Source organism: Saccharospirillum sp. (assembly GCF_039982735.1).
In the GTDB taxonomy this organism is placed as follows: domain Bacteria; phylum Pseudomonadota; class Gammaproteobacteria; order Pseudomonadales; family Natronospirillaceae; genus Saccharospirillum.
Genome location: NZ_JBDWXV010000002.1, coordinates 73,058 through 90,258, shown reverse-complemented (window position 1 = coordinate 90,258; position 17,201 = coordinate 73,058). Strand labels below are relative to the sequence as shown.

Below are 17,201 nucleotides of genomic sequence, written 5' to 3'. Positions count from 1 at the left end.
GCCGGTTCTGCGGTGGCTCTTGGTAAGGCTTGGAGGATGCAGCAGTAAGGTGGGCGTTGAGATGAACGCCCTGGCCAAACTGACAGGTCAGGGCCTATTCGTCGTCTGTGAAGGCTGAGCGATGATAGGCCGCTGCGGTCTCCACCTCTTTGATGCCCGTCTCACTGATTTCGGGCACATCACCGCCCGTCAAAACATCCAGGACGGCGTGAACGCCCTTTGATAACGAGGTCAGGTTGTAACCGCCTTCGAGCACGAACGCCAGCTTGCCTTTGCAGTGTGCGTCGGCGATTCCCTGCACGATGCTGGTGATCACCTTGAACCCGTCGTAGGTCAGGTTCAGTGCCATATCGTTCCGGTGCGGATCGAACCCTGCCGATACCAGTATCAGGTCGGGTTGGTAGCGTTCAGCAGCAGGGACAAGAATGTCCCGGAAGGCTTTCTCAAAAGCGACGTCGCCAGCCGACTCGGGCAATGGCACATTGATGGTGTAGCCTTCCCCCAAACCAGCGCCTACTTCTTCCAGATGGCCGGAACCCGGATAAAAGGGTGCGGCACAATGAGTATCGAAAAACAGCACGCTGGGATCGGCCCAGAAAATATCCTGGGTGCCGTTGCCGTGGTGCGCATCCCAATCGATGATGAGAATGCGCTCGCAACCGAGTTTGGCGTGGGCATGTGCGGCCGCTACGGCGACGTTGTTGATCAGGCAGAAGCCACGGGCGCGCACCGGTTCGGCATGGTGGCCCGGAGGACGAACCAGGGCGAAAGCGCTGTCGGCTTTGCCGTGAACGACCGACTCTACCGCCGCGATGGCGAGGCCAGCGGCCATGACGGCGGCGTCGATGCTGTCGGGCGAGACGGCGGTGGTGTCTGAATCGAGCCAGGCGTTTTTGCCGGTTAACGAGAACAGATAGTCCAGGTAGGCGCTGGTATGAACGCGCGCCAGTTGTTTGTAGCTGGCCTTCGGGCCGGTGCGAACATGAACGCCGCGAATCGGGTGCTCATCGAGGTAGGTTTTTACCGCAGAAATACGACCGGGGTGTTCGGGATAGCTCCATTTGAAATCGAGCCCGCTCAGGATGGTTCTGACGCGCTTCTCAACCCGGCTGGGTAGATAGGGCACGTCGACTTCCGGGTTGTGGCCAAGCATTATCTCATCATAGAAAACGTTAACCGTTCGGCTAGGCATCAGATCGTCACCTCTTCCAGGAATTGTCCGGTGTTTGCTGGGTTTGCGTTCCGCACCAGGGCTGTCATGTCAGGGCTTCCTTCACCTTGTGGGTGAATGCAGCAGCGCGAACACCGGTTGTTACAAAACCAAGCCGTGTCCAGGCTGATTTGGCTTCTTTGTTGGACGATGAGTACTCCAGCATTAAATCGTGCGCCCCCTGCTGGTCGGCAAAATCAACCAGACCGCGCAGCAATGCCTTGAAGATACCGGCTTTGCGGAACTCCGGCTCAACCCAGATGTCGTCAAGAATAGCAGACCGGTATTCTGCTACCGTCGCCTGTTCCCAGATACTCTGACTGGACCAGACAGTAACATCCCCCATACCGATCAACCCCACACCGGGCTGCTCGGCAACGACGACGCGTTTGTCGGGCGAGGCCAGTGCCGCTTCAAGCACTTCGAGCAGCCGCTGGTATTCCGACTCCTTGAGTTCCAGTTCTGGCCCCCCGGTTACATGCAGCGCGAGCTTTTTGAGAAAATCCACAAGCATGGGTAAATCCGCCTCGGTCGCATCGCGGATGGTGTAGGCGGGTGTCTGCTTTTTGGTAGCCATCCCAGGTTTTCCTTATTGGTGTCTCTGATTGAATATGGATGTCACTTGCTTCACAGAGAGATGCCGTTCAACTAGGTAAGCAGCTAAACCGGTGTTTGTCACTGGAACCACTGTTCTTAAGACATTCATATTGGTGGCTATCACAGTCAGGGATTGATAGCTCGGGTGAACTCAGTGAGATGGGTGCGTCGGTTGCGCGTTCACAGTAGACAGCAACCCGGACAGCCTTCATAGTGGTTTTTTAGTCAGTGAGGGGGCTTTCATGGCGCTGGACATCTGGTTGATTTATCTGGTTGCGGTCATTGGGTTGTCGTTAACACCCGGGCCCAATAGCCTGCTCGCGCTGACCCATGGCGCGCTTTATGGCCATCGACGGTCTCTGTTTACCATCAGCGGCGGCACACTCGGTTTTATAATCGCCATTGCCTTGTCGATGTTTGGTATCGGCATGTTATTACAGGCCTCAGCCCATGCGCTGATGGTGTTGAAATGGGTAGGGGCTGCGTATCTGGTGTGGCTGGGTATCCAGGTCTGGCGCTCACCTCCGCCTCAGGTCGAGTATGTTTCGGAACTGAAATGGGTATCTGGCACTACTTTGTTCCGGCAAGGCTTGTTGGCCGCTGTGTCGAATCCAAAGGTGCTGTTGTTCTTTGGTGCTTTTCTACCGCAGTTTCTGGACCCGAATGCGGCCCTGTTGCAGCAGTTCGTGATCATGGCGCTGACCTTTGCCTTGGGTGAGTTTTTTGTCGAGTACGGGCTGGCGCGATTGGCTTTTACCATTAGACCCTGGCTGGCCCGGGTTGGTAAGCGGTTTAATCACGTCTGTGGCGGGCTTTTTATTGCCATTGGCTCAGCCTTACCGTTTACCAGTAATTAGCATCGGCTTTTTTGAGCGCGATGCCTGCCTGTATTCCGGGTACAGGGTTCCAGTCGGGTTCCCTCTGGTTGGTGCAGTCCGTGCTGTTTCTGGCGTATCTTGCCAGGTCAGCAAGGGCACCGCGCCGAGGTTGTTCAGCCCAATGTCCTTTTTAAGGTGATCGCTCAGGTGAGCCACGTCCAGGCGCATGGCCCGCTGGTGTCTTAACCATCTGGAGCGCTGGTACCGTGATCTGATGACGTTAAGGAGTTGACGGGTCCACATGGCTGCTTCCTCATAGTTGCTGTGTTTGATGTGAGCACGGCCATGCTAATTCCTCATGTTAACTTGAGGTCAAGTGCGAATGATGAAAATAATAGGGCAGGTGACAGACCAGTTCAGATGGCTTGCTGATCTAGCCAAAACAAGGAGATAACCGAATGAAAATAACCAAAAGCGCAATGGACGCGGCCGTAGCGGAAGGCATTCTTTCGCAGGAGCAATCCTTGCGGTTGCTGGCGTTTCTGCAAGCCCGACCGGAGGTTGGCCCAAGCTTCAGTCTGACCCATGTGCTCTACTATCTTGGCGGGCTCATTGCTATCGGCGCTATGACATTGTTTATGGGGCTCGGCTGGGAAGCCTTTGGCGGCTGGGGTATTGTGTGTATCTCTCTTTTCTATGCGGCAGGTGGGTTACTGCTTGCCAACCGATTTCAGAAGCAAGGCTATGCCATCCCAGCGGGCATATGTGCCACCTTCGCGGTGTTTCTCACACCGCTGTTCATCTATGGGCTTCAGCAAGGGTTGGGTGTCTGGCCCGAAGGCAGTGAGTACCGTGATTACCACCGGTACATTAAGTGGCATTGGCTTTATATGGAGCTCGGTACGCTTGCCACTGGTGTCATCATAGCCCGGCTATACAAATACCCGTTTCTGGTTTTGCCGATCGCCTTCACTCTATGGTATTTGTCGATGGATCTGGCAGCCATGCTGGTGGGCGAGCGGCCCGATTTTGAGTTACGGTCGCTGGTATCGCTGTATTTTGGTTTGCTGATGCTGGGCCTGGCGTTCTGGGTGGATATTCGAGCCAGGCATTCTGCGGATTACGCGTTCTGGCTTTACCTGTTCGGTGTGTTGACGTTTTGGGGTGGCCTGACCGCACAGAATTCTGACAGCGAGTTGTCGAAACTGCTGTACTTTGGCATTAACCTGATAATGATGGGGCTGGGTGTGATGCTGGTGCGCAGGGTTTTTATGGTGTTTGGTGCGCTGGGCAGTAGCTTTTATCTCGGGTACCTTGCTCACTCGGTGTTTGAAGACAGCCTGCTGTTTCCGATCGCGCTAACGGCGATTGGCCTGGCGATCATTTATCTGGGTGTTTTGTGGCAGAAGAATGAGCAGAGCCTTACCGTGAAAGTGCGAAGCATTTTGCCGGTTGCCCTGCGAGAATTACTGGACTCCAAGTAACGTTAAACCGCCGCTTAGATCCTCTCAGAGGTTGTATTCTCAGCACACCTGTACTTGCTGCTGCAAATGCAACCGTCGCCGTATCCGCCGTGCGAAACCATCGACGCCGATGTTAAGGATAGCGCTGGCGACAAGCAGCAGGACCGCCCGGTCGAATCGGAATTCGGCAAAGGCAGAATCGATAAAGAAACCAAGGGTGGGAATGCCGAGCATGCCGAGAATCGCGGTTTCGCGAATGACGGTTTCGAAGCGGTAAAGTGAGAACGCCAGGAACAGACGGAACTGGCGCGGCAGCACTTCAAAAAAGTAGCGGTTCACGCCGCGGGCGGCATCGTCGCGCAGTACCAGAGTGTTGCTGTACTGGCCGATCAGGTGAGCGATGATGGCGCCGTTGTGCAGACCGAGCGCGATAATGGCAGGCAGCATACTGGGCCCCAGCAGAATCAGCGCGATAAAAGCCAGCAGGTATTCCGGCAGCGAGCGCAGCACGACCAGAACACCGTGGCTCAGGCCACGCGTCCAGCGGTTACCAAACAATCGCGAAACGGACGGGAACAGCATTACGCCGAGCAGCCCCATCACCACCAGCGAGAGTATTGCTAGCACCAGGGTGTTGACCAGTCCCGGCCAAAGTTGGCTTTGCCACAGGTCGGCCAACCAGGGCCATGCATCGACGCCGCTGCGCAGCGGTGCGGGCACGATGTCGTAGGTCAGAAACTGCCAGATCAGGCTGGCGTTAACCGGCGCGACTGGCGGCAGCCACCACAGGGCTGCCAGCAGCAAGGCGGGAATCATCCAGCCCCGGCACCAGCGATGCTGGGTGGCAATCAGAATCAGCAGCGCGTAGAAAAACGGCGCTGCTTCTGCGTAAAAGCCCTGGCGCAGCAAACTTTCCAGATGGTAGCCCAGCGTTGGCAGGCCGATGAAGCCGAGAACGGCGGAGCTGCGAATGCCGCATTCCAACCGGTAACGGGTGTAGGCGGCGAGGTTCGGCCAGGCCTGGGGCAGGGTGGTGAACATCAGGCTCGATAGCCGGCTGGCGTTAGTCGGCAATGCCTGGCGCGGGGCCGGGTCGGTCTCTTCGAACAGCTCACCGTAGACCTTGGCAAAGATCCCGGCGTAGGGCACCGCAATGGCCAGCACGCCGGCCAGGGTGCTCAGCCCGAATAATTGAATGAACAGCAATGCCCAGAACAGTTCATGCACAGCGCGCAAAGAAGCCGCGAGCCAGCGAACCGCACGCCGCCGATAGATCAGTGCCAGCCCGAAGCCGGCGACGGCGCCCAGTGCTACCCCTTGAAACGCGAAAGCCAGAGTGGCCGCGATGGCCTCGCCCAGGGTGCGGGTGGTCGGCCATTGCGGCCACAGCAGGCCCTGCGCCAGCCGCCCCAGTTCCCGCCCGGGAGCCAGAGTATGAATCGCGATGTCGGCCCAGGGCAGGCATAAGAGTGCCAGCAGAACGAACAGGGCGATGGTGCGGCGCATGGCACCGGTATCGCGGGGCAGGGGGCGAGTGGTCATGAAACGTCTGATGGATAGAGCGGTTTGATGTCGGTACTGGTCAGCTGGTCGCTCGGGCGGTCGAATGCCACACGGCCATCGCGAATGCCAATGATGCGATTGCAGTGTGTCAGCGCCTGATCAATATTGTGCAATGCGAGCACAACGGTTTCGTGCTGTTCGCACACCAGCGCTAACAAGTCGTCGCCCTGGCGTTCGTCAATCGCCGACACCGGCTCGTCGCCAATAAAGACGGGGCGTTGCTGGTACAGTGCCCGTCCCAGATTCACACGGCTTTGCTGGCCGCCGGACAATTGTTCCACCGGTGCCCATAACCGGTCGCCCAAGCCGAGCCGGTTGGCCAGTTCTGTAACCTCACGACGGCGAGCCGGTGCCGGGCGAATCAGGTTCAGCAGGTTATAGGCTGTGGCATAGTGGTCGAGCCGACCCATGTAGAGATTGTGAAAAACAGACAGTACCGGCACCAGACCGGGCTGCTGCGGGCACCAGGCCACCTGACTCGTTTGTTGCTCGCGCAGCGCCCGCAACAGAGTGGTCTTGCCCGCGCCTGACTCCCCCAGCAGCGCTACCCGTTCACCCGACCGGATGTTGAGATCCAGGTCGTGTAACACGGTGCGGCCGCTTACCGTCAACGCGGCCTGTTGAAGTCGAAAGCCGGTCACTGGGCGTCCATGATGCCGATGGATATTGCAGTCGCTTCAATGGGTGCGTAATCCGCATTGGTTGCGGGAATGAAACCGCTGCGCGGGAAAGCTGCGAGCAGGTCCGGGTCGGTCATATCCAGCAGTGCTTGTTGCACGCGCTGGGTGAAGCCGTCTCCGAAACGGGCGTCGGCATCGCCGCGGATGGTCCACTGGTAATCCGGATAAGCCGGGGTTTCCCATATGATTTGCACGACGGTGGTATCCAGCTCACCCGCTTCTACAGCGGCGTCCCAAACGGCGTAGTTCACCGCGCCTACGTCATAGGCACCCGATTCGACCAGGGCGATGGTACGTGAATGATCACCGGAGAAGCCGACCCGGCTGAACAGGGTTTCCGGCGCTTCATCGAATTGCTCGCGCAGGTAAAACTCCGGCATTAACCGTCCTGAAGTAGAGCCTTTGGAGCCAAAGGTGAAGCTTTTGCCGCGCAAGGCATCGGTCAATGTGTCGGCCGGAGCCAGGCCCGCGCTTTCGTGGGCGATGAAATAGGATTTAAAGGCGGTGTCTTCCTCGCCTTGGGCAATGGCCTGACTGCCCGGCACCAACTGCCTTGCCTGTACTCCGGTTAGACCACCAAACCAGGCCATTTGCACCTGATCACTGCGAAACGCGCTAACGGCGGCAGAATAACTTTTAACGGGAATGTACTGAACCTCGATCTCAAGCTGCTGTTCAAGATAGTCCGCGATCTTGCCAAAGCGCTCGGTTAACTGACGTTCGTCCTGATCGGGGATGGCGGTGAACACAAAGGTCTCGGCCAAAACGGCTGGGGCCAGAAACGTTGCGAGGCTGACGCAAAAGGTTTTTGTTATCCAGTTCATGTAGAGTGTCCTTGTTGAGGCCATTGTAGCAAATGGGCATGGAGGAATAGGGGCAGGAGTATATCAAAAGACTGCGCTGTACCTGTATTCACCTGCGCACCGTTGACCCGTTGTTTGGAGAAACATTCGGGCCTTGGTGAGCGGACGTGGTGACAGTGGCTTATGAAGCTGAACTATTGGGGAGGGCGTCGACTGGGGTGGGGCGATGGTTTGCCCATTGGAAATTCAGAGGCTCCTAGAGGCAAACCATGCACTGTAAAGTGCTAGCTAGGATCTGGAGCTGGCATCATAAAACAAGGCATTGGTTGTCTGACGATTCAACGCATCCACTGCTTCGGCTTTCTGCTCTTTATGGTTGGCGTCGTGGTTGTGTTCGGTGTTGATGCCGAGTTTATTAAACAGACGGGCATCGGCGTCTTCTTCGGGGTTGGCGGTTGTCAGTAGCTTGCAGCCGTAAAATAGTGAATTGGCACCGGCCAAAAAGCACAGCGCCTGCATCTGTTCGTTCATGGCTTCACGGCCGGCGGAGAGCCGCACATGGCTTTTAGGCATCATGATGCGGGCGACGGCAATGGTGCGAATAAACTCGAACTCATCGAGGTCTTCGACCTGCTCCAGCGGTGTTCCTGCTACTTTGACCAGTTTGTTGATGGGGACGCTTTCGGGGTGCGGCTCCAGGTTGGCCAGTTGCACCAGCAACCCGGCCCGGTCGCTGGCGCTTTCACCCATACCCACAATGCCGCCAGAACAGACCTTCATGCCGGCATTGCGCACCTGCTCCAGCGTATCGAGTCGGTTTTGGTAGGTCCGGGTGCTGATGATATCGGCGTAATATTCGGGTGATGTATCTAGGTTATGATTGTAGTAATCGAGCCCGGCTTCTTTCAACATCTCAGCTTGCCTGGGGCTGAGCATGCCCAGCGTCATGCAGGTTTCCAGGCCCAGTGATTTTACGCCGCTGATCATCCCGATGACGGCGGGCATGTCTCTGTCGTGAGGGTTGCGCCAGGCTGCGCCCATGCAAAAGCGGGTGGCCCCATTGTGTTTGGCTTCCTTTGCCCGCTGCAACACGGTGTCCACGTCCATCAGCCGTTCTTTTTTTAGCCCGGTATTGTAGCGGGCGCTTTGCGGGCAATATTTGCAATCTTCCGGGCATGCGCCTGTTTTTATCGACAACAGGGTGCTGACTTGCACGCGATTGGGGTCGAAATACTGGCGATGTACGCTCTGCGCCCGAAACAGCAGATCATTGAAAGGCAATGCGAAAAGCTCACCTACCTCGGCGGTTGTCCAGCCGTGGCGTATGGCACCGGGCGCCTGCATGAGAAATCCTTGTTGATGAGTGGCGCCTGGAAGTCTAAGTCTGAGTCAGGCGCAGTCAACTTTGTCGGGTTTCAGATTTTACTGTTGGTTGATTGATGATCGGATGCCGTGCTGTAAACAAGCCCCGCCAAAGTGTCGATGCGTGCAGACAACGAGTACGGGAAGACGTTTCTGTAGATGGCACCTTGCGACGGATCATCGCAAGGTGCCATAGAGGCAAGGGATGCTTCAGGCGGGTTCGACCTTGGCCTGGTCTCGCGCCAGTTCTTCACGCCGGGTCCAGCGACGGTAGAAGACGGTGGCGATGGTGGAGTTGATCACGATAAAAAGTGAATACATGACGGGTATCAGCAAGATAAGCTGCTGAGTTTCATCGGCGAACGTCATGATGACGATCAGCGCCGCCAGCGGGCCATTCTGGATGCCGGTTTCCAGCGATACTGTTCTGGCTTTTTGCGGGTTCAGTCTGAGCACGCGGGAGAAAATATAGCCGAAGGTAAAGCCAATGAGCCCGATTAAAATCACCGCGGCATAGACTTCCCAGCTGGTTTCTACCAGCAAGCGCCAGTTTCTGGGTACCCAGGTGATTACGAGAAAGATAATGACGATGGCACCGAGAATGCCGCCCATCAGTTCGATAACCGCACCGATATTGGAGTTTTTGCGGCGCAGCCACATGCCAATCAGGGTGGGGATCAGCAACACAAACAGGAGCCGGGCAATCTGGTCTGGCGGGATACGGAACGCATCATCGATTCCCTGAGTGTAGAACTCCATCAGCAACGGCACCATAACGAAACCAGCCAGCGTTGAGCAGATGGTCATCATGATGCTCAGACTGAGCAGACTTTTTGAAAAATAGGCAAAGATGTTGGAGGTCGTGCCACCCGGCATGCACCCGATGAGAACCAGCCCTACGGTTTGCTCTACCGTTAAATCCAGCACGCGTGACAGTAAAAAGGCGATCAACGGCATGAGCAGGTATTGCGAAGCGAAACCAACCCCCACCGCCTGCGGGTGTCGCAAGGCCAGGCGGAAATCTTTGAAGGTCAGTGACGACCCCATGCCAAACATGATGATCACCATCATGATCGACAATAAACTTTCTTCCAATGGACTAAGCATGTTCTGTGCTCCGACTGAGTAACTGTTATTGTTTTATGACGGCGGCGCGGACTTCTTTTCTGAGCACCTTGCCGACCGGCGTTTTAGGCAACTCATCCCAGAAGACGACTTTTCGGGGCACTTTATAGGCCGCGAGTTCCTGCTTGCAGTGGGCGATAATGTCGCGCTCGGTAATGCCTTCTTCGCGCAACACCACAAATGCCTGTACTGCTTCACCCGTCTGATCGTCAGCGACGCCAATCACGGCCGATTCTTGCACCTGGGGAATGCGGGCGATGCAGTCTTCTATTTCATTGGGGTAGACGTTAAAGCCGCTGACCAGAATCATGTCTTTCTTGCGATCGACGATGCTGAAATGGCCGTCTTCGGTCATCACGCCGATGTCGCCGGTATAGAACCAGCCGTCCCTGACGGAGTCGGCGGTATCCTGCGGGCGGTTCCAGTAACCTTTCATGACCTGGGGGCCACGGACGATGATTTCGCCGGGGTCGCCGACTGGTACGGTGGCTCCCTGTTCATCGACGATGCGCACCTCGGTATCGGGTGCGGGGATGCCGATGCTGTTGGGGCGTTCCTGGCCAATCGGGTTGAAACAAATGACCGGGGCGGTTTCGGTCAGGCCATAGCCTTCAGAGATGGGGCTGCCGACTATGGTGCGCCAACGCTCGGCGACAGCCTGGTGCAGCGCGGTACCGCCTGCCATGGCCACCTTCATGGTTTTGGGCGGGTAGACGGTAAACCATTCTTCGTTCAGCAGTGCGTTATAGAGGGTGTTGACCCCCGAGATAGCCGAAATCGGGTAGTTATCGAACGCACGCTGGCAATTCTGGATGGGCCTGGGGCTGGGCACCAGAATGTTGTGCGCCCCCTTGTGATAGAAGGCCAGCAAATTCACCGTGAACGCAAAGATGTGGTACATCGGCAAGGCGGTCAGGATGCATTCCTTGCCAGGTTCGATGTGCCCTTGTACCACGGAATCGACCTGTTCCAGGTTGCTGATCAGGTTGCCGTGCGTCAGCTCGGCCCCTTTGCTGACCCCGGTGGTTCCGCCCGTGTACTGGAGCAGCGCGGTGTCTGAGCGAGTCAGATGTTCCCAATACTGGCGAACGTCGAGGCTTGCCTGTGCTTGTGCTTCGCGGCCCTTTTTCAGAGCCGTGTTGATGTCGTCGGCGTTGACCTGATGCCGGGGAATCGCTCGATTCCAGTATTTCAGGACAGCTTTGAGTACCCCCCTGACTACCGGTGGAAACCACTGGGCAACGGACGTGATGACCACCTGTTTGATGGCGGTTTTCGCCAGAATGGCTTCGAGTTTATCGACGAACATATCGACGATGACCAGCGCCTGTGCACCACTGTCGTTGAACTGGTGCTCCATTTCCCGCTTGGTGTAGAGCGGGTTGACGTTCACCAGTATGCAACCGGCTTTGAGAATGCCGAAGGCGACTACTGGCAAGGTCAGGCAGTTGGGCATTTGCACCGCAACCCGGGTGCCGGCTTCGAGCTTGATGCATTCGCGCAAATAGACGGCAAAGGCATCGGACATTTCATCAACTTCGGCGTAGGTGAGCCGGCCGTTCATGCCGTTTGGCATGCAGGTGGTGAACGCCAGGTGGTCGCTGTAGGTCTGGCTGGCAGCTTGTATCAGGGCGGGTAGATTGTCGTGCTTGTGTTGACTGGCGGTGCTGTTACCGGCCTCGGACCGGGCTGCCCGGTAATGGCTTTCCCAGGGTTTGCTATCGTAGTACTGATCATTCGACATGAATGGCCTCGCAGTGATGACCTGTCAGTGTTCGTCTCCCAAGGCGCTCTCCGGGTAACGTACTACAGGTCTTTGTTGTTTTTATTCCCCGATACAATACTCAACAGTGCTGTAAGGCAACAACCGCTTTAGCGTCTGTTTGTAGAAAACTGCACATATACCCGAACTGCTTACGGATTATTGACCCCGATCGATGCTTTGCCAAAGAGCCGCCAACACTTGCCCTTATCTACTTGACACTGAATGCAAGTGTGGGTGTTCCGTAACGACTGGCTCGCAGTCGCTGGTGGATGGCTGAATCGCCATGCGGACATCATTCATCGCATCATGCCGATGTCAGTGAAGCGACACGACTGAAAACCCGGTTTCCCGCTGCGGTGTGTAAACGGTCATTGATCCGAGAGGCGGGTTTTTAGAAAACCGAGCATCGCCTGCACTTTCATCGGCAGGTATTTTCGGGCCGGGTAGACCAGCCAGGCATGGACCATCCGGTCTTGCCAGTCGGTTAGGATGGGCGTCAACGCGCCGGAGTCCAGATAGGTGCTGAGGATGAAATCGGGCTGGTAAAGGACCCCGAGGTGCTGACAGGCTGCCTGGGCCAGCAAATCGCCGTTGTTTAACTGCAGAGCCGACTGAACCCGGACCCGGGCTTCTGCTTCGCCGCGGATCAGGGTCCAGTTGCTGGGTTGGGCGCTCAGTGAGTAGGTCAGGCAAGGGTGCGCTTCCAGATCTTCGGGCGTGTTGATGGCTGGGTGGCGGGCCAGATATTCCGGTGAGGCTGCGCACTTCATGCGATAGGTGCCGAGGGGTTTGGCGATCAGGCTGCTGTCTTTGAGGTCGGCAACGCGCAGGCCCAGGTCGAAACCTTCGGCAACCAGATCGGCGTGACGATCTGACAGTTCAATGTCCAGCTCCAGATCGGGGTAGGTCAGTTTGAATTCGGGGATCAGTGGCATGATCAGCCGGCGCCCGAAGTCTAGCGGCATGGTCATGCGCAGAGTGCCGGTGATGGTGGTGGTCATGCGTTCGACGCGGGCATCGATGTTGGCCATCTCTTCCAGCAGCGGCACGACGTCGTGGTAGTAGCGTTCACCGGCTTCGGTCAGGGTGATGCGCCGGGTATTGCGACGCAACAGGCTGGTGTTCAGGGCCTGTTCCAGCGACTGGACCAGTTTGCTGGTTTTGGCGACCGATATGTTCAACTCCGTCGCAGCGCGGGAAAAACTACTGTGTTCGACTACGGCGCAAAACACCCGCAGGGCGTCCAATCGGTCCATCAACCGGCCTCCTTCTTCTGACCTAACCGGTCATGGTACCCGGTTTTGGATTTGATGTTGGCGTCCTTATGCTTTCTATACATCAAAGTATAATCGGGATCACTGTTTTCCAAATTCGAAAAAGCCATTTTCAATTACAGTGGATTACAGCGTGCGAGTGACTCAGTAGAGTGGCGGGCTCTATCCTGTCTTACCCTCAACAAGGAAGCGATCATGAAAACTCTGTCCCTGACGCTGGCGGCCATTTCCGTCTCAATGATCAGTGCCTCGGCACTGGCCGCCAATTACCAGATTGACCATGCCCACTCGGCGGTCACTTTCGAAACCGGCCACCTGGGTGTTTCTCGTTTGCCCGGCCGCTTTAACGAATTTTCAGGTTCCTATACCTGGTCGGACGACAATCTGTCGGAAAATGCCGTGTCAATTGAGATTCAGGCTAACAGCATCGACACCAACCACACCGACCGTGATGAACACCTGCGCAGTCCGGATTTCTTCAACGTTCGCCAGTACCCGACCATTGAGTTTACCAGCACCGGTTACGAAGGCACCGCAGACGAAGGCGTGCTGACGGGTGAGATGACCATGCATGGTGTAACCCGCGAAGTGGAAATGAACATCGTGAAAATCGGTGAAGGTGACGACCCCTGGGGTGGCTTTCGTCAGGGCTTCGTAGCAACCACAGAACTGATGCGCAGTGATTTTGACATCGACTATTTCATCCCCAACGTGCCCGATGAAACCGAACTGACGATCTTCATTGAAGGTATTCGCCAATAACGGCCAGCGGGAGTTATAACCATGATTGGTGACATGCTGCTGCCCACCGTTGTAATGCCTTTGCTGGTCATGTTGGCGGCAGCGGCGGCCAGCTTGCGATTGAGCTGGGCGCCTGCGGTCGGGGTGTTGCTGGCGATACTGGGTGCCTTTGGCTGGATACAGGGCTTCCGGTTAAACCACTTGCTGGAACCTGCGGCGATGGATGGCCTCTGGCTGATGACACTGGTGGCCGTACTCGCTGCCAGTCTCGGCCGACGCCAGGGTGCGGCGCTGATGCTGCTCGGCCTTCCAATCAGTGTTTGGGTGGTTTGGGTGTTTGCCGGTTCAATTGGCCCCGTGGTCTGGGTAAGCCAGGCGCTGGCCCTGCTGGTGCCGGTAGCACTGGTGGCCTCAGGTGCCGATAACCCGGACGATTCGCCGACTACCACAGACTTCTGGATGCCGGGTTTTCTGGTCGCGCCGGTGGCGGTGCTGGCGCCGACTGTCGGGCTGGCTGGCAGTATCAAACTTGCTGAAATAGCCGGTGCCATGGGTGTGGTGATGGCGGTTTGCTGGTGGGTTGCCCGAGGTGCGCCGCTTATTGCAGACTGGCAAGTTCCCCGTTTGTGGCAACGCCTGCTTCCCTGCCTGACTCTGCCACTGATGTGGGTCGCGCTGACGGCCTACCACCTGGTTGAAGTACCTGCTGTGGCTTTGCTGGCCGCCGCGCTGCCCTGGCTGGTAGGCAGCCTGTTTCGTGCCCGGCTTGAGGCAAGTCGCTGGTGGCTTAAGCTGGTTGTGCTGGTGTTGGTGACCGCATTGCCGCTGGCATTCAGCCTCTGGTACGTGTGGCCGGAGCAGTCGTTGTACTGACGTGAGCGTTAATGGTATCGATGCAGGCTTAGTCGTCGATTTTGGACAACAAGCCTGCCAATTCCTCAATCTTCCCGACGGTGACTTTTACCAGGCTGTCTATTTCAGTACTCGATTGCTTTGAATTCGCAGCAAGGCTTCTTACTTCATCGGCGACAACGGCAAAGCCCCGACCGACATCCCCCGCACGCGCTGCTTCTATGGCAGCATTGAGTGCCAGCAAGTTGGTTTGTTCGGAAATGCCGTTAATGGCACTGACAATGGCGCTGATCTGTTTGCTGGCATCCAGCACACTGGTCATCGCCACCTTAGTCTGACCCACTGCCTGTTTTCGATCTGTGATATCAAGCCCAAGCAAAAGGTATTGTGCGACCTCCTGCTTCACATTTCTGAGGCAGCAAAGACGGGCGTCGAGATGCAGTGCTTTGCCATTGCGTTCAACACTGACCATCTTTTTAACAGACCCTTCGGTATCTATTCGCCCAATTTCTTCTTTCGTTAATCCATTAAACACAAGGCTTGCGAAGTCTGCTTCTGAGATGATGGGCAGCAGTTTGGTTTTCGCTAACTCGTTCCAGTGCGCGTGTTTACCATTGGGGGTTAGCTCTACGAGCAGCAATACTTCACTGATGGCGGCCAACTTGCGATCGAAGTCGAGAGCCATCTGTTTGACAGAGGTTATGTTTGCCTGGATGGATATGTATTTATCAATGGCACCACTGTCATCGAAGATCGGATTAATGGAAAGGGATATCCAGTAAGGTTCACCACTGCGGCTGTAGTTTAGAATCTCATCGTAAAAGGGCACTTGTTTGTCGAGCGCCTGGCGGATTCGGGCGATCGCAGCCTTGTCGGTCTCTGGCCCCTGAAGCAGTGCTCCCGGTTTCTTGCCAGCGACGTCCTGCAGGCTATAACCGGTAAGGCGTTCAAACCCCGGGTTAACGTAATCGATAAGGCCATTGGCGTCGGTAATGATCACTGAGTTGTCGGTTTCATTGGCGACCAGCGACAGCAGTTTGAACTTCTCGCGCTTTAATACGTCGGCCGTAATGTCGCTGGCAAACTTAATAATTTTCAGGACCTTGCCTTTTGGATCCTTGACGGGATTATAGGTAGCCTGAATCCAGACATCGGATCCATCTTTGGCAATGCGCCGGTATTCGCTGGACTGGAACTGACCTTTGCGCAGGGTTTCCCAGAATGCCTTGTAATCCGAGCTTTGGGCATAGGCTGCATCGACGAACAGGCGGTGGTGATTGCCGACCAGCTCCTGCTTTTCATAGCCAAATACCGCGAGGAAGTTCTCATTGACGTCCAGAATGTTGCCATACAGGTCGAATTCGATGACGGCCTGAGACCGAAGAATGGCCTAAACCTTTGACTCGTAATCCGATTCACGGAGTACCTGGCTGGTAATATCATTGGCAAACTTGATGATTCGGCTGACTTTGCCACCTTTCAGAATGGGCGTATAAGACGCCTGCAGCCAGACCTTTCTGCCGTCTTTGGTGATTCGCTCGAACCGTGCGGTTTGTGCCTTGCCTGCCCGAAGGTTCTTCCAGAAGTCTTCGTACTGCCTGCTGTTCGCTTCGTCGGGGTCTACAAACAGCCGATGGTGCTTGCCAACGACTTCGTCAGCCCGGTAACCCATGGTTTCCAGAAAAAGCGAATTGGCTTTAACAATGGTGCCATCGAGTTTGAACTCGATAGAGGCAAAGGTATTGTTAATTGCGGCGAGGACGTTGTTAGAAAAGCCAAGCATTGCCGGTAGCTCCAGAGGGTGCGTCAGAAAAATCGGACTCTGAACAGGTTATCTGGCAGTTTAGACAAAACTTTATACTTTGCTGGCGTTATGACGACGGTGGGCGCTATTCGGGCGCTCAATGAGGCCTGCTATTGAGTACAGAGAGCAGGTCGCTACCGCTTGAGGAAGCAGTAACGGCAAGCCCTGGAGACTCATTCAGGCGTGGGAGACTTGCAAAAATACCGCCCTGTCTCCCACACTGACTCTGTGGATTATAGTTGTTGAATGTCGGTAACGATCCTGACCGGGTGCACTCCGGATTTTACCAGTGTCGGATTTAACGGTTTCAGTTTGTTACCCAGGTCCTGCAGCGTGTCCATTCGGTTTCCCGGTGAGGGGTGGGTGCTTAGAAATTCCGGCCCGCCACTGCCAGCCTGTGACATCTTGCGCCAGAGTGAGACGGCTGCCTCGGGTCGGTAACCGGCACGAATCGCCAGTTCGATGCCTATCTCGTCTGCCTCACGTTCTGCATCCCGGCTGTTCGGCAACTGCAGCGCCAATTGCGCGGCAATGGCACTTCCGTTCAGTATATAGCCGTTCTGGTCGGTTACCTGCGAGGTGATGGCCAACCCGGTATTCACCAACACGGCGCGGGACATCTTTTCGGCCGTATGGTTAGCCAGCGCATGGGATATTTCGTGCCCCATGATCTGGGCGATTTCGTCATCCGTGAGGTTGAGCTGGGTGACAATACCGGTGTAGATTGCCATTCGTCCGCCCGCCATGCACCAGGCGTTGAGGGTGTCCGGGTCGTCGATGATGGCGACGCTCCAGTCCCAGTCTCGTGAATCCGGGTATTTCCTGATCGCCTCGGTGACCAGGCGGCCGGTGATGGTCGATATGCGCTCAACCCACGCCTCGTCGGTGATCAGCTGATACTCATTGGTGATTTCAGCAACGGTGCTGACGTAGGCCTGTTTGGACTCACTGATGGCCATCTCCGGCGATATCAGCATCAACTGGGAGCGGCCGGTGGGGCTGGTGGCGCAGGCGGAGATCAGTAACAAACCAATACCGGCCAGAATAGCGGTTCTCATGGGAGTTCCTTTCAAATTTGAGGGCTAGGATCAGGGAAACTTAGCCAAGAATAGCAGTTTATGATTGTACCGGTTTTATTTCGGAT

16 protein-coding genes are annotated in these 17,201 nt (G+C 56.1%); 4 read left to right on the top strand and 12 right to left on the bottom strand.

Annotated elements, in window-relative coordinates:
• Positions 1-94: 94 nt before the first annotated feature.
• Both ABJT94_RS01195 and ABJT94_RS01190 read right to left on the bottom strand, forming a co-directional pair.
• Entirely contained in the window at positions 95-1,192 is a 1,098-nt protein-coding gene (locus tag ABJT94_RS01195) for a histone deacetylase (RefSeq protein WP_348473846.1), read from the bottom strand.
• 64 nt (positions 1,193-1,256) lie between these two features.
• Entirely contained in the window at positions 1,257-1,787 is a 531-nt protein-coding gene (locus ABJT94_RS01190; protein ID WP_348473844.1) for a GNAT family N-acetyltransferase, read from the bottom strand.
• Positions 1,788-2,049: 262 nt separating this feature from the next.
• Here ABJT94_RS01190 and ABJT94_RS01185 point away from each other — a divergent pair, with 262 nt between their 5' ends.
• Together ABJT94_RS01185 and ABJT94_RS01180 are read left to right on the top strand one after the other, a co-directional pair.
• Complete coding sequence (locus ABJT94_RS01185; protein WP_348473843.1) at positions 2,050-2,664, top strand: LysE family transporter; 615 nt, start codon at positions 2,050-2,052, stop codon at positions 2,662-2,664.
• A 419-nt stretch (positions 2,665-3,083) separates the two neighbouring features.
• Positions 3,084-4,109, top strand: coding sequence for a DUF2157 domain-containing protein (locus ABJT94_RS01180; protein ID WP_348473842.1), 1,026 nt, complete (start codon positions 3,084-3,086; stop codon positions 4,107-4,109).
• A 39-nt stretch (positions 4,110-4,148) separates the two neighbouring features.
• On the opposite strand, the gene ABJT94_RS01175 is transcribed toward ABJT94_RS01180, so the two are convergent.
• The 7 genes from ABJT94_RS01175 to ABJT94_RS01145 all read right to left on the bottom strand — a co-directional run bounded on the left by ABJT94_RS01175 (position 4,149) and on the right by ABJT94_RS01145 (position 12,642).
• Complete coding sequence (locus ABJT94_RS01175; protein ID WP_348473840.1) at positions 4,149-5,630, bottom strand: ABC transporter permease; 1,482 nt, start codon at positions 5,628-5,630, stop codon at positions 4,149-4,151.
• The gene (locus ABJT94_RS01170) at positions 5,627-6,292 is read right to left on the bottom strand and encodes an ATP-binding cassette domain-containing protein (protein WP_348473839.1); all 666 of its coding nucleotides are present in this window, start codon (positions 6,290-6,292) and stop codon (positions 5,627-5,629) included. The genes ABJT94_RS01175 and ABJT94_RS01170 overlap by 4 nt, the downstream gene beginning before the upstream one ends.
• Positions 6,289-7,155 carry a putative selenate ABC transporter substrate-binding protein gene (locus tag ABJT94_RS01165; RefSeq protein ID WP_348473837.1) on the bottom strand — a complete coding sequence of 289 codons (867 nt, stop codon included), beginning with the start codon at positions 7,153-7,155 and terminating at the stop codon, positions 6,289-6,291. The genes ABJT94_RS01170 and ABJT94_RS01165 overlap by 4 nt, the downstream gene beginning before the upstream one ends.
• 267 nt (positions 7,156-7,422) lie before the next feature.
• A complete protein-coding gene (gene bioB, locus ABJT94_RS01160) occupies positions 7,423-8,478 on the bottom strand; it encodes a biotin synthase BioB (protein WP_348473836.1) in 1,056 nt (351 codons plus the stop codon).
• A 228-nt stretch (positions 8,479-8,706) separates the two neighbouring features.
• Positions 8,707-9,603 (bottom strand): bile acid:sodium symporter, encoded by an 897-nt coding sequence (locus ABJT94_RS01155; RefSeq protein ID WP_348473834.1) that lies wholly within the window; start codon positions 9,601-9,603, stop codon positions 8,707-8,709.
• A gap of 25 nt (positions 9,604-9,628) precedes the next feature.
• Entirely contained in the window at positions 9,629-11,365 is a 1,737-nt protein-coding gene (locus ABJT94_RS01150) for an AMP-binding protein (protein WP_348473832.1), read from the bottom strand.
• A 389-nt stretch (positions 11,366-11,754) separates the two neighbouring features.
• Positions 11,755-12,642: a LysR family transcriptional regulator gene (locus ABJT94_RS01145; protein ID WP_348473830.1), complete on the bottom strand. Its 888-nt coding sequence runs from the start codon at positions 12,640-12,642 to the stop codon at positions 11,755-11,757.
• Positions 12,643-12,855: 213 nt separating this feature from the next.
• Here ABJT94_RS01145 and ABJT94_RS01140 point away from each other — a divergent pair, with 213 nt between their 5' ends.
• Complete coding sequence (locus tag ABJT94_RS01140; RefSeq protein WP_348473829.1) at positions 12,856-13,422, top strand: YceI family protein; 567 nt, start codon at positions 12,856-12,858, stop codon at positions 13,420-13,422.
• Between the two features lie 21 nt (positions 13,423-13,443).
• Positions 13,444-14,274, top strand: coding sequence for a hypothetical protein (locus ABJT94_RS01135; RefSeq protein WP_348473827.1), 831 nt, complete (start codon positions 13,444-13,446; stop codon positions 14,272-14,274).
• A gap of 28 nt (positions 14,275-14,302) precedes the next feature.
• On the opposite strand, the gene ABJT94_RS01130 is transcribed toward ABJT94_RS01135, so the two are convergent.
• The 3 genes from ABJT94_RS01130 to ABJT94_RS01120 form a co-directional block, all read right to left on the bottom strand.
• Positions 14,303-15,289 carry a methyl-accepting chemotaxis protein gene (locus ABJT94_RS01130; RefSeq protein ID WP_348473899.1) on the bottom strand — a complete coding sequence of 329 codons (987 nt, stop codon included), beginning with the start codon at positions 15,287-15,289 and terminating at the stop codon, positions 14,303-14,305.
• 354 nt (positions 15,290-15,643) lie between these two features.
• Entirely contained in the window at positions 15,644-16,036 is a 393-nt protein-coding gene (locus ABJT94_RS01125) for a PAS domain S-box protein (RefSeq protein WP_348473825.1), read from the bottom strand.
• 254 nt (positions 16,037-16,290) lie between these two features.
• On the bottom strand, positions 16,291-17,115 hold the full coding sequence (locus ABJT94_RS01120; protein ID WP_348473824.1) for a M48 family metallopeptidase: 825 nt from the start codon (positions 17,113-17,115) through the stop codon (positions 16,291-16,293).
• Positions 17,116-17,201: the final 86 nt, after the last annotated feature.